At 28.6% G+C, this 13,940-nt stretch carries 13 protein-coding genes and 1 other annotated feature; of the genes, 3 read left to right on the forward strand and 10 right to left on the reverse strand.

The window, feature by feature from the left end; genetic code table 11:
- Positions 1-13: 13 nt before the first annotated feature.
- A complete protein-coding gene (locus tag Q5O29_RS00985) occupies positions 14-547 on the reverse strand; it encodes a cob(I)yrinic acid a,c-diamide adenosyltransferase (protein WP_022211162.1) in 534 nt (177 codons plus the stop codon).
- Between the two features lie 153 nt (positions 548-700).
- On the opposite strand from Q5O29_RS00985, the gene dapD reads away from it, so the two are divergent.
- The gene (dapD, locus tag Q5O29_RS00990) at positions 701-1,411 is read left to right on the forward strand and encodes a 2,3,4,5-tetrahydropyridine-2,6-dicarboxylate N-acetyltransferase (RefSeq protein ID WP_022211163.1); all 711 of its coding nucleotides are present in this window, start codon (positions 701-703) and stop codon (positions 1,409-1,411) included.
- A 52-nt stretch (positions 1,412-1,463) separates the two neighbouring features.
- On the opposite strand, the gene Q5O29_RS00995 is transcribed toward dapD, so the two are convergent.
- Positions 1,464-2,150: a single-stranded DNA-binding protein gene (locus tag Q5O29_RS00995; protein WP_022211164.1), complete on the reverse strand. Its 687-nt coding sequence runs from the start codon at positions 2,148-2,150 to the stop codon at positions 1,464-1,466.
- Between the two features lie 115 nt (positions 2,151-2,265).
- Entirely contained in the window at positions 2,266-3,024 is a 759-nt protein-coding gene (locus Q5O29_RS01000; RefSeq protein WP_022211165.1) for a polysaccharide deacetylase family protein, read from the reverse strand.
- 125 nt (positions 3,025-3,149) lie between these two features.
- Between Q5O29_RS01000 and Q5O29_RS01005 the strand changes: the two genes are divergently transcribed.
- A complete protein-coding gene (locus Q5O29_RS01005) occupies positions 3,150-3,683 on the forward strand; it encodes a DUF4364 family protein (protein WP_022211166.1) in 534 nt (177 codons plus the stop codon).
- Here Q5O29_RS01005 and Q5O29_RS01010 read toward each other — a convergent pair.
- Positions 3,680-4,555, reverse strand: a complete 876-nt coding sequence (locus tag Q5O29_RS01010; protein WP_022211167.1) for a YncE family protein — start codon at positions 4,553-4,555, stop codon at positions 3,680-3,682. The genes Q5O29_RS01005 and Q5O29_RS01010 overlap by 4 nt on opposite strands.
- 379 nt (positions 4,556-4,934) lie before the next feature.
- Between Q5O29_RS01010 and Q5O29_RS01015 the strand changes: the two genes are divergently transcribed.
- Positions 4,935-5,375: a hypothetical protein gene (locus Q5O29_RS01015; protein ID WP_022211168.1), complete on the forward strand. Its 441-nt coding sequence runs from the start codon at positions 4,935-4,937 to the stop codon at positions 5,373-5,375.
- A 46-nt stretch (positions 5,376-5,421) separates the two neighbouring features.
- Here Q5O29_RS01015 and deoD read toward each other — a convergent pair whose 3' ends face one another.
- From deoD to Q5O29_RS01045, 6 genes are all read right to left on the reverse strand, one after another.
- Positions 5,422-6,132, reverse strand: a complete 711-nt coding sequence (gene deoD / locus Q5O29_RS01020) for a purine-nucleoside phosphorylase (RefSeq protein WP_022211169.1) — start codon at positions 6,130-6,132, stop codon at positions 5,422-5,424.
- Positions 6,133-6,219: 87 nt separating this feature from the next.
- Positions 6,220-7,521 (reverse strand): folylpolyglutamate synthase/dihydrofolate synthase family protein, encoded by a 1,302-nt coding sequence (locus Q5O29_RS01025; RefSeq protein WP_022211170.1) that lies wholly within the window; start codon positions 7,519-7,521, stop codon positions 6,220-6,222.
- A 162-nt stretch (positions 7,522-7,683) separates the two neighbouring features.
- The gene (locus tag Q5O29_RS01030; protein WP_022211171.1) at positions 7,684-10,326 is read right to left on the reverse strand and encodes a valine--tRNA ligase; all 2,643 of its coding nucleotides are present in this window, start codon (positions 10,324-10,326) and stop codon (positions 7,684-7,686) included.
- Between the two features lie 56 nt (positions 10,327-10,382).
- Positions 10,383-10,657, reverse strand: a binding site (T-box leader).
- Between the two features lie 84 nt (positions 10,658-10,741).
- Positions 10,742-12,967: an ATP-dependent Clp protease ATP-binding subunit ClpA gene (gene clpA, locus Q5O29_RS01035; RefSeq protein ID WP_022211172.1), complete on the reverse strand. Its 2,226-nt coding sequence runs from the start codon at positions 12,965-12,967 to the stop codon at positions 10,742-10,744.
- Positions 12,968-12,970: 3 nt separating this feature from the next.
- Complete coding sequence (locus Q5O29_RS01040) at positions 12,971-13,270, reverse strand: ATP-dependent Clp protease adaptor ClpS (RefSeq protein WP_022211173.1); 300 nt, start codon at positions 13,268-13,270, stop codon at positions 12,971-12,973.
- Between the two features lie 299 nt (positions 13,271-13,569).
- A complete protein-coding gene (locus Q5O29_RS01045) occupies positions 13,570-13,701 on the reverse strand; it encodes a CPC_1213 family protein (RefSeq protein ID WP_022211174.1) in 132 nt (43 codons plus the stop codon).
- Positions 13,702-13,940: the final 239 nt, after the last annotated feature.

Below are 13,940 nucleotides of genomic sequence, written 5' to 3' on the forward strand. Positions count from 1 at the left end.
TTTATACCATCTTTTAATACTCTATACCTTCTCTGGCACCTATTCCTTTTTCAAAAGGATGTTTAATCATCTTCATTTCAGTCACTAAATCTGCTAAATCAATAACTTCCATTGGAACATTTCTCCCTGTTAAAACAATTTCCATTGATTCCTTTTTATTCTTAATTAAATATATTATCTCATCAGTACTTATAAATTTATTATAATGAGCTCCCATTATCTCATCTATAATAAGAACATCACAAGAACCTTCATCAACTATTTTCTTAATAAATTCATATCCTGTTCTAATTTCTTTTTTTAATTCCTCAATTTCAGCTTTTGATAAATTCCATACGAAATCCCTTTCTTTTTCAAATCTAAAAATATTAAAATTATCAATTTTATCTATTGTTGAAAGTTCTCCTGTATATCCTCCCTTTAAAAATTGGACCATTACAACATTTAATCCATATCCTGCACTTCTTATCCCTTGCCCTATTGCTGCTGTTGTCTTTCCTTTTCCGTCACCAGTATAAATTTGTACTAATCCTTTCTTTAATTTCATTAAATCATCTCCTTTAAATCATTGTACATTAACATACAATGATTCGTAAAGTTTTTTCATATTTTTTCTATTTACTCTTTAAATTACCTTTTTTGTCTATTATAATTAATAATATCTATTTAATTCAAATTCACAAGAAGAAAGGATGATAATATGAATTATAATTTAACTGATCCATATGAAATTGCAAGATTTATAAAAGAATCTAAGAAATCTACTCCTGTGAAGGTTTATATTAATGGTAATTTAGATGATGTAAATTTTGAAAATATCGAAGTATATAGTTCTAATAATTTTTATGTACTATATGGTGAATCTGAAAAAATATCTGAACTTATATTGAATAACAAAGATCGAATTAAAAATTTCAGAGTAGAAAATGATAGAAGAAATTCAGCTATTCCTATGCTTGATTTGCTGGCTATCGATGCAAGAATTGAACCTGGTGCAATTATTAGAGATAAAGTTGTTATTGGTAAAAATGCTGTCATAATGATGGGTGCCGTTATTAATATAGGTGCAGAAATCGGTGAAGGCTCTATGGTTGATATGAATGCTGTTATTGGAGCTAGAGGAAAGATTGGTAAAAGAGTTCACTTAGGTGCTGGTGCCGTCGTAGCTGGTGTATTAGAACCACCAAGCAAATCTCCTTGTGAAATTGGTGATGATGTAATGATAGGTGCTAATTCAGTAATATTAGAAGGTGTTAAAATTGGTAATGGCTCTGTAGTAGCTGCTGGTTCTGTAGTTATAAGTGATGTACCTTCTGGAGTTGTCGTTGCTGGAAGCCCTGCAAAGATTGTTAAATCTGTAGATGACAAAACAAAAAATAAAACTCAAATACTTAGTGATTTAAGAAAATAATAACAAGCTCCACTACGGAGCTTGTTATTATTTAAGCTATATATTTTTAAAATTATATAGCACCTTTTTCAGTTACATGCGTATTTTCATGTTCTTCACTATTGAAGTTTTCATCATTTTCTTCAGTTACTCTTTCCATCTTAGAAATAGAAACTTCGTATGCTATCTTCTTAACTACTTCTGTTTCACTGATTTTCTTTTGATATTCTCTGCTTTGAAGCCTTCCCCATACCCTTATATTATCTCCAACTTCTAAAGTTTGGCAAAATCTTGAATTTCTTCCCCAAGCTATTGTTGGTATATAATCTGATTTATTGTAAGCTCTATTTACAGCTAATAATACATCTGCAATTTCTCTACCAAAAGGTGTTTTTCTATAAACAGGTTCCTTACATATATATCCATCTAGGAATATTTCATTAGGATTTTTGCTTTTTTCAATGCATGGTTCTATGTTTCTAGCAAATACAGTTAGTATAAGCTTATTAGATCCATCTACAAACTTATTATACGACCTTAATTGTCCTAATACTATTATTTCTTTTCCAATACTTAAGTCCATATTACTAATTAATCTTTCTGATACTGTTATATTTAGTAAATCAACAGAATCACTTAATCTAGTAACTTCCATAAAAAATGTATAAAATCCTTCTCCATACATTTCATGACTGAATTCAAGTTTGCTTACAATCTTCCCTTCAAGATAAATTTTATTATTTAACATCAAATTGTCCATCTTTACCCCTCTCTCCATTAGTAATTTTTTAGCTTATTTATAAATTTATTACCATATAAGAATTTATTTCCATTATAATACAAATCATGTGTACTTTTCAATATATTTATAATATTTATTTTTTATTTTGTGCTCCATTTTCATCAATATAATAATCATCATCATAAATTAATTCACTAACTGTTAAAAATTTATAGCCATCACCTGTCAATTTATTAATAATCCTCTCTAAATTCTCTGGAGTATATTTAGCATTATTGTGAAATAATAATATTGACCCTGCTTTTACATTTTTCATTACTCTGTTATATTCCACATCTGCCCCCGATTGTTTCCAATCAACTGAATCAACATCCCACTGAATACATTTATATCCTTTTGATAAAACATAATTTAATGCTTTTTCATTATATGAGCCACTTGGAAATCTAAATAATTTTGTATTACATCCAATTGTTTCATAAATAATATCTTCCGTCTTTTGTAATTCATCATTCATTCTTTCTTCTGTAATATTTACAAAGTTAGGATGTATATAGCTATGATTACCTATTTCATGACCATCATTATATATATTTTTAAGCTTTTCTTTATTATCATCTGTATAATTTATCCAACCACCCATAATAAAAAAAGTACCTTTTACATCATATTTTTTTAATACTTGTAGAATTTCATCTAAATGCTCCTCTTCTGCCCAATTAATATCAAAGGTAAGTGCTATTTCTTTTTCTTCTGTATTCACTCTAAATATAGGTAGTTTAGCTTGATTATTAGTGCTTACACTAATATTGCGTTTATTTACAGCAAATGACAGAATAATTATAAATACAAGCAAAATTACTTCTATAACAACTTTTTTTCCCTTAAGCATAAAAAACCTCTTAACTTAATTTTTACTAATTTATATTCTTAATGTATAATTTTAATGACAATAATATTACAGTGTTTAAAATTTATGTTATAATAATATAGATACTTTCAAATTGGAGGTTTAATATGTACGAAAACTCAGCAGAACTAGCAGAAAATAAACTTTTAGTTTTATATGTTATAAAATCATTAAAACAACCCATTTCAAATACACAGTTAACAGAAATAATTTTAGAAAATAACTTTATAAATTACTTTACTCTTCAACAATACATAAGCGAGTTAGAATATTCTAACTTTGTAAAGTATATTGAAAAAAATGAGAAAAAATTAATTTCCATAACTGATAAAGGAGAAAAGGTTTTATCATTTTTCACCGACAGGATTGCTCCAATAAAAAGAGATATAATCAATAATTATATCTCCGCAACTATTGAAAATATAAAAAAGGAGCTGACAATTTATAGCGATTATACCATTGATAATAATGATTCCTATATTGTAAATTTAAGAGCCTTTGAAGATGAAAGCTTATTAATTGATTTAAAGGTATCTGTTCCTAGCAAAAAACAAGCCAATTCTTTATGTTCAAAATGGAAAGATGATCCTTCTACTATTTATACAAAAATAATTCAAAGCTTATTTGATGACAATGATTAAAATAAAGTCATGGCATTGGGTTCAGACTCGATTGCTATGACTTTTATTACTTTATCATCTTCAATTAAAATAAGTTTACTCTTTAAATAATCAGCTACATATAACACTGATCCATACTTAAAAATTCCCTTTGGCATTCCACCTACATAAATAACCTTTTCTACCGTATATGTTCTTTTGGCTATTACACTAATTGTTCCATCGGTAAAATTAGAAACATAAATATTATCATCATCTTCAATCATATCTATTGGTGAATATCCAACCATAACCCTTGCTATTTTTTGAAAATTACCAATATTAATTACATCTATATATCCTCGTTTATCTTTTCCTAAATAACTGCAACAGATATAAATCCTATTTTTATCATTGGATACCCTTATTTTTGTAGGATATTCCGGCACTTGAATATTTTCAACAGTATCATAATTATCCATAGATATTACTGTAATACTATCACTTTCCAAGTTTGACACAAATAATAATTTATTATTAAAATCCATGTCAATACTATGTGGCCAGCTTTCAGTAGCTACTTCACCTATACTTTTATCTTCCTTAAGGTCATATATAACCATTGAATTAGACTCTCCACAAATTACATAAACTTTATAATCATGCATTAATAAATCATTTGGCTTTGGCCCAACACCTATAACCTTGTCCTCAATAAGATTTTCACCATAAAAAAAAGATACAGAATCATTATAACTATTCGCTGTAATAACAGTATCTGAATATGACCTTATACCATGTGGCCCAACTGGTTTATCGCAATGTTTTAACCTTATTTTTTTCATATCTAAGCTATCTAATACTAGTTTACAAATTGAATCACTTGCTGTTGTGCATAGAATTAATGATTTCAATATTACACCTCCTTTAAAAGATACACTGTAATTTCATTATATGTTGTATTCTTTTAATGGGTGCTATTTGTAATACTTTTTAGAAGATTGTCTTTTTATTTTATTTATTATACATATATAATATATTATTAAATATCATTATAACTACTTTTTTACATTAATAACTCCATATTTATAACCTATTATACATAGTAATACAAGAAATAAATATTATAAAAATATCACTTATATTTTTAAATGCACTTTTAATATTTTCACTTCTCCCTTTACTTAAATATATTAACTAAAAAAATTAAAATTATTAATAAATTTAATATTAATTTTTTCATATATTAACCGATAATATAGTGGAAAATATTAAAACTTAGGGAGAATAAATGTGAAAACTTTTAAAATTATATTTAGAATTATTGCATGTTTAATATTTTGTACATTTTTATTCGTAGGCTATAAGGTGCTTAATTCTGTATTTATAAGCCATATAGATACAGTATTAGACGTTGTAAATACTGAAGAAGAAAAATATATTAAATATTACAATGAATTTATGAATAGAGAGGAAATTTCTGAAAATGATTATAGAGCTTTTATTGATGGAGTAAATAATTTCCTAATTGAAGATTACGAAAGAAATAAAAAATTATACTCTTCTCAAAGAATTATAATTAATCTTTCTCTAAAAGTAGGTGTTATTATTAGTGGTTTTGTTTCAATTCTTAATTGTATTTTTTATTGCTTTACTATTTCAAAAACACAAAATGCTAAATCTAATAAATATCTATCAATGTTCATTAATATTAAAAATAAAATAAAATCATAATATACAAAAAAGATGATATATAAAATCATCTTTTTTGTATTAAAGTTTATTTTATTAATTGTAAAGCTACTTCCATCATATCAGTAAATGTATTTTGTCTTTCTTCTGGAGATGTTTCTTCTCCTCTAAATACATGATCAGATATAGTTAATATTGAAAGTGCTTCAACATTATATTTAGCAGCTAATGTATAAAGCTCTGCTGTTTCCATTTCAATAGCAAGACAGCCATACTCTGCCCAATTCTTAGCTCCAAACCCATTTGTATCATCATAGAATAAATCACTAGATAATACATTTCCTACTTTTACATTAACACCTTTATTTTTAGCAATATTATATGCATCATATAATAGCTCAAAGTTGGCTGTTGGTGCATAATCTAGTCCTTGGAATCTTCTTTTGTTAATTCCTGAATTCGTTGATGCACTTTGAGCTAAAACTAAATCCCTTACGTTTACATTGTCATTTATAGATCCAGCTGAACCTATTCTAATTAGTCTCTTTGCTCCATAGAATTTAATTAGTTCATTTACATAAATAGAATGTGATGGTAATCCCATTCCTGTTCCTTGCACTGAAACTCTCTTTCCTTTATATGTTCCAGTATATCCATACATTCCTCTTACTTCATTATAACAAACTACATCTTCTAAAAAGTTTTCTGCTATAAATTTAGCTCTTAAAGGGTCTCCTGGTAATAATACTGTTTCTGCTATAGAGCCTTCCTTAGCCATAATATGTAAATGTGCTGCCATATTTTTTCCTCCTCAAATTGAACATATTTATTTAATATATTTTTTTATATCAGTATACTATATTAGTGAATTTTAGTAAACAAAGTATTATTTACTAAAATGTTTTTTTATTATTCCTCTCATTTCACCTATCATATATAATGAACCACTTATAAGCAGTAAATCATCCTTCTTGCAAAGCTTTAAAGCATCTTCAAAAGCATTTTTATAATCACTATAAGCTTGACAATCCTGATTATATTTCTTTACCACTCCCATTAACTCTTCTGATGTTTCAGCTCTTATTGAATTAGGTGTTACTGTAAAGACCTTCTTTGCTTGAGGAGTAATAACCTTAACCATATGATCAACGTCTTTATCTGCTAATATTCCTAATATTAAATATAAATCATCATATTTAAAATATTTTTTAATATTTTTATCAAGTTGCGTTATTCCCTGAATATTATGTGCTCCATCTATTACAACACATGGCTCATTACTCATTACTTCTAGTCTTCCATTCCATCTAACTTCTGACAGGGCTTTTATTATACTTTCCTTACTTAACTTTGCTGCTTTATCTTTAATAATTTCTAAGGCCTTCAAAGCCACTGCTAAATTTAAAATCTGATGCTCACCTAATAGTTGAAGCTTAACATCATATTCATCATCTAACTTCACCTTTACTAGCTGATATATCTTATCTTCCTTAATTATCTCAACTAATTTTGCATCATCTTTATTTATCTTATAAAGCTTTGCACCTAACTCCTCACATTTTTCGCTCAGCACTTTTTCTACTATCTCTTCTTGAGGATATATTAAAGTGGGTATACCTGCCTTAATTATACCAGCCTTTTCTCTAGCAATTTCTTCTAAGGTATTTCCTAAAATATTTGTATGATCAAAACTTATAGAAGTAATTACAGACAAGATAGGTGTTATTACATTGGTAGAATCAAGTCTTCCTCCAAGGCCTACTTCCACTACTGCAAAATCCACCTTTTCAGTAGCAAAATATAAAAACATCAATGCTGTTATTATTTCAAACTCCGTAGGATGATTATACCCCTCTTCTATCACCTTATCTACAGCATACTTAATCTTTGTCATAAGCTGTGCAAGTTTTTCCTTAGGTATATTATTCCCATTAATTTGAATTCTCTCTTCAAATTCTTCTAAGAATGGAGAAGTGTACATGCCTACTTTATATCCAGCTTCCTTTAACATAGAAGTAATCATTGCCGTGGTAGACCCCTTACCATTTGTCCCTGCTACATGGATTATTTTTAGTTTCCCATGAGGATTATCAAGAAATTCCAATAATTTATATGTTCTTTCTAAGCCATAATTAGAGCCAAAATTCCCTACTTCTGTTATATATTTTATTGCTTCTTGGTATTTCATCAAACCACCCCAAAATTTTATTTTTTATTTTCACCTTTATTTAAATATAATGTATAATTAACAAAAATGCAAAATTTATTGCTCTACTATTTAACAGATTCATCTTAAATTTTCCTTACAAAAAATGGACATCTACCAACGTAGATATCCATTTTTTATAAACTATTTTAAAGTATCTATTCTAACTAAAACAGCATCAAGCATTTCTTGATATTTAGCCATTTTTGCTTTTTCACCTTCTACTACAGCCTCTGGAGCTTTTGCAACAAATCCTGCATTAGAAAGTTTCTTTTCTATTCTAGTTATTTCACCTTCAAGTTTGCTCTTTTCTTTATTTAATCTTTCAAGTTCCTTTTCCTTATCAACTAAGTCAAGTAGTGGCATAAATAATTCTCCACCTTTAACTACTACTGATACAGCATTTTCAGGAACTAATGCTTTATCATTTATAAATTCAACATCTGAAGCTGAAGCTAATTTTTCAATATAAGCTGTACCTGCATTAAATGCATCTCTAGCTTCATCATTAATATAGCTTATTACTTTAGCTTTTCTTGATGGTGGTACATTCATTTCAGCTCTAACATTTCTTAAAGATTTAATAGCTTCTATGATGTATTCCATATCTTTTTCAGCCTTAGCATCAACTAATGTTTCGTTGAATTTTGGCCAAGTTGAGATAGTTATTGATTCACCATCAGTTAAAGTAGTATATATTTCTTCTGTAATGAATGGCATTACTGGATGTAATAATTTTAATCCTGTAGTTAATACAGTATATAATACGTTGTATACTATTCCTTTTTGCTTTTCATCATCGCTGAAGAATACTGGTTTAACAAGTTCTATATACCAATCACAGAATTCAGTCCACATAAAGTCATAAACTTTTTGAAGTGCTATTCCTAATTCGTATTTTTCCATATTTTCAGTTACTTCTTTAACAAGAGTATTCATTTGAGATAAAATCCATTTATCAGCTAAGCTATATTCTTTGCATTCAGCATATTTAGCCATAACTTCTTTATCTAAGTTCATCATAACGAATCTTGATGCATTCCACATTTTGTTAGCAAAGTTTCTTGCTGCTTCAACTCTTTCAGGAATATATCTTATATCATTTCCTGGTGAATTACCTGTTACAAGCATAAATCTTAAGGCATCAGCACCATATTCTTCAATAACTTCTAATGGATCTACTCCATTACCAAGTGACTTACTCATCTTTCTACCTTGAGAGTCTCTTATAATACCGTGGATTAATACTGTATCAAATGGAGTTTCTCCCATATTATGAATCCCTGAGAATATCATTCTAGCTACCCAGAAGAAGATTATATCGTATCCTGTAACAAGAACGTTAGTTGGATAGAAGTATTCTAAATCTTCTGTTTTATTAGGCCATCCTAAAGTTGAGAAAGGCCAAAGTGCAGATGAGAACCATGTATCAAGAACGTCATCTTCTTGTCTTAAATTAGTGCTTTCGCATTTTGAACATTTACATGGTGCATCAACTTCAACCATCATATGTCCACAATCATTACAGTAGTAAACTGGTATTCTATGTCCCCACCATAATTGTCTTGATATACACCAATCTTGAATATTTTCCATCCAGTTGAAGTAGATTTTATCAAATCTTTCTGGAACAAATTTAGTTTTTCCGCCTCTTACAGCTTCAATAGCTGGCTTAGCTAAAGATTCCATCTTAACATACCATTGCTTAGATATTATTGGTTCAATAACTGTTCCACATCTATCATGTGTTCCAACATTATGAGTATGCGGTTTTATCTTAACTAATAGACCTAATTTGTCTAAATCTTCAACCATTTGTTTTCTAGCTTCATATCTATCAAGCCCTTGATATTTTCCACCTAATTCATTTATTATACCATGGTCATCCATAACTCTTATTTGTGGAAGGTTATGTCTCTTACCAACTTCAAAATCATTTGGATCATGTGCAGGAGTTATTTTAACAGCACCAGTTCCAAATTCTATATCAACATATTCATCACCAACTACTGGTATTTCTCTATCAGTTAGCGGTAACTTTAATGTCTTACCAATTAAATGTTTAAATCTATCATCATTTGGGTTAACAGCAACTGCTGTATCTCCTAATAATGTTTCTGGTCTTGTTGTTGCTATTTCTAAGAATCCTGAACCATCAGATAATGGATAATTTATGTGCCAGAAGCTTCCTTCTTTTTCTTCGTATTCTATTTCTGCATCTGACAATGCTGTTGTACATTTAGGACACCAGTTAGTTATTCTGTTTCCTTGATATATAAGTCCTTCATTATATAACTTAACAAAGACAGTTCTTACAGCTTTGTTTAAATTTTCATCCATTGTAAACGCTTCTCTTGAGAAATCCGCAGATACTCCCATCTTCTTAAGTTGTTCTCTTATATGACCTCTATATTCATCAGACCATTCCCAAACTTTTTCAAGGAAAGCTTCTCTTCCCATTTCTTTTTTTACTAATCCTTGCTTCAATAACTCATTTTCAACTTTAACTTCTGTAGCAATAGATGCATGATCTTGTCCTGGTAACCATAAAGTACAGTATCCTTGCATTCTTTTAAATCTAATAAGCATATCTTGAAGAGTATTGTCTAATGCATGCCCTAAGTGCAATCTACCAGTTATATTTGGCGGTGGCATAACAATTGAAAAAGGCTTTTTGCTCTTATCAACTACTGGTGTGAAATATTTCTTCTCTTCCCAAATTTTATAAATTCTTTCTTCAAATTCTTTTGGATTATACGTGGTAGGTAAATTGTTTTTTTCTTCCATTACAGAAACCTCCTTAGTTTAATAAATTGTACAAATAAAAAAGAGCCTAAGTCCTAAAAAAGGACGAAGACTCGCGGTACCACCTTTATTCCCACAGGCACAATACTATTTTAGCATTTCAACTTTAAACTATACTAAATAAATATTGGCCATTATTATGGGCTCTTAATTCAATAACGGCTATGAACGCCGTCTTTGCCTACTAATTACTAAACTTTCAGCAAAGAAACTCAAAAGCTACCTTCGGGATATTCCATATAGAAGGCTTTCAGCCAAGACCTTCCTCTCTTAATACTTCCTAATCCGTACTCCTCTTTATCACAGTTTTTAATTTATATTATTTGTTTTTATATTATTCTATAAAATATTTTTTGTCAATAAAATTTATCTTTAAAAATAGTTAATTTTATATTTTCTAAAACTCTATATCATATTTACTATCATTAAATACAACTTTAGCCTTTCCACCATCTTTTAATCTACCAAACAATACTTCATCAATTAACAATGCCTTAATTTCTGAATTTATTATTCTACTGATTTCTCTTGCTCCATATTCTTTAGAAACCCCTTCATTGCTTATATGATTTATAACAGACTCATCAAATTCTAATATTATATTTTTACTTAATAATTGTTCTTTAAATAAACCGATTTCTTTTATAGTTATATTTCTTGTCATTTCTTTATCTATATGGTTAAATACCACAATTTTATCTAATCTATTTCTAAATTCTGGAGTGAAGAATCGTTTTACTTCATCCTTGATGGCTTCTACTTGTACTACTCTTTCACCAAAGCCTACCTTATTTTTGCCAATTTCCTTGGCACCTGCATTGGAAGTCATAATTAGTATTACATTTCTAAAATCAGCTTTTCTACCTTGGTTATCTGTAAGTGTAGCATAATCCATTACCTGAAGTAATACACTTAAAATATCTGGGTGAGCTTTTTCAATTTCATCTAATAGTAATACAGAATATGGATTCTTACGGACTGAATCCGTAAGTAGTCCACCCTCTTCATACCCTACATAACCTGGTGGCGCTCCAATAAGCTTAGATGCTGCATGCTTTTCACCATATTCACTCATATCAAATCTAATAAGTTTTATCCCTAATTCCTTTGATAACACTCTGCATATTTCTGTTTTCCCTACACCTGTAGGTCCAACAAAAAGCATTGAAGCAACAGGTTTGCCTTCATCTTTAAGTCCAGCTCTTGACATCTTTATACATTTTACAACTTCATCTATGGCAACATTTTGTCCAAAAATATTAAGCTTTAATTTATTTTCTAAAGTCATTAAAGCTTCAATTTCATCCTTTTCAACTGTTTTCTTAGGAATATGACACATTTTTGAAATTATTTCTTCAATTTTAACATTATCAATTAATGTTCTTTCTTCACTATTTTCCATAGAAATAGATGCACCAGCTTCATCTATAACATCAATAGCCTTATCCGGTAAGAATTTATCATTTATATACTTATTACTTAAAATAACTGCACTTTCAATAGCCTTATCAGTATAAGATACATTATGATATTCTTCATACGACTTTTTAATTCCATTAATAATTTCAACAGTTTCGTTAATGCTAGGCTCCTTTACTTCCACTGTCTGAAATCTTCTTGTAAGAGCTTTATCCTTTTCAAAATGTTTTTTATATTCATCAAAAGTAGTTGCACCAATAAATTTTATCTTTCCTTCCATTAAATATGGCTTAAGAAGATTAGATGCATCTAAAGAACCACCACCTAAAGCTCCTGCTCCTACTATTGAGTGTATCTCATCAATATAAACTATTGGATTAACTCTATGCTTAATCTGCTCTAGCACTTTTTTTATTCTCTCTTCAAAATCGCCTCTATACTTAGTTCCTGCCAATAACCCACCAATATCAAGAGAATATATTTCTGAGTTCTTAAGTTTTTCTGGAACCTTACCTTCATTAATAAGTCTAGCAAGCCCTAACACTATAGATGTCTTTCCTACACCTGGCTCTCCAACATGAATAGGATTATTTTTAGTTCTTCTGCATAGAATCTGTATAGTTCTATCTAAAATATCTTGACGCCCTATAAGCAAATTATTATCTTGCTCTTTAACAAATTCATTTAAATTTACAGTATACTTCTCAATTATAGATTTATTACTGCCTTTTTGCTCACCTTTATTTTTTGATGATTTTTCTCCACCTTCTTCTGACTTTACATTCCCTTCTTTATGACATAAAGTAAAAAGAAGATTTCTTTTATCTATTCCCTCTAAATTTAAAAAATATAAAGCATAACTATCTTCCATCATATATATAACTGATAAAATATGTTCAATTTCTATGACATTTTTACCAGAAGCCATAGCCTGCTCTCCAGATGTTAATATCACTTGCTGAAAACTATAGCTTTCTTGAATACCTGTATTTTCTGTAGTCTTTATATACTCATTAAAATATTCATTTAGATTTTTTCTTAAATTTTCAATATCTGCACCACATTTCTCCATGGCATTTTGTACTTTTTCTATAAAAGTACATTTATATAATATGTGTTCAGCTGTCACATATTCATGCTTATTTTCTCTAGCATATTCAATTGCAGCAACTATTACTTCATTAACTTCTTTTGTCACCTGCATACATTAAACCTCCTCAATAGTTATCATAAAGGGAAATCCTTCTTCTTTAGCCATATCCATTGCTATTGATACTTTTGTAACAGCAATATCATATGGATAAGTTCCTACTACTCCTCTTCCTTTAGAATGTACATCAAGCATTATTCTATTAGCTTCTACGCTATCTTTATTAAACACGCTCATCAATACATCAATGACAAATTCCATTGTTGTAAAATCATCATTTTCCATAATGACACTATATTTTTTAGGCTCCTTTACTTTTATTTTACCTTTTTCTTTAGTTACAACATCATGTTCCATATAGTCCCCTCCAAATAATAAGCATTATGTATTATTTATAATATAATTATATTAAATACTTAATATGTATATCAACATTTATTTATTGTACACAAAAAGAACCTATATAGATAGAATCTATTTTATAAGTGTCTATCTTATAGGTTCCAGTTCATTTATATATTTTATTTATTTTTCATCAACTGATAAATCTTATAACTTTTTTATTATTATCTATCTTCATTCAACTATTCCAAATAATTAAATTTATTTTTTACAGCCTTAAACACTGACTAAAAATTGCTAGAATGCTCAAAAAATTAAATCTTAAAATCTGTTGGATCATATGGCTTTGCTTTAGGTTCTCCAAAACATGATTTAACACTTTCTGCTCGAGGATTATGACTTATATTCTTATTTTCTTTCTTATTAATTTTTAATTTACTTCCCATACTTATCACCTCATAAATATTTTGTCCATCTATTTAGTATTTATACTGAAAGTTTATTTGTGCAGTGTTTTATTAATTATTATACTCATTTACAAGTATTTTATTTACGCCTATATACTTTTTTTATTTCTTCTCTCTTATATAAATATTCCTTTATTTTTATTATGTAAAATCATACTTTCTTTTTAACTATTTCCTAAGCATAAAAAAGTGGCTTTCGCCACGCTCCCTTCGGGAAT

The organism is Clostridium sp. CAG:265 (genome assembly GCF_000436575.1).
Taxonomy (GTDB): Bacteria; Bacillota; Clostridia; order Clostridiales; family Clostridiaceae; genus Clostridium; species Clostridium lentum.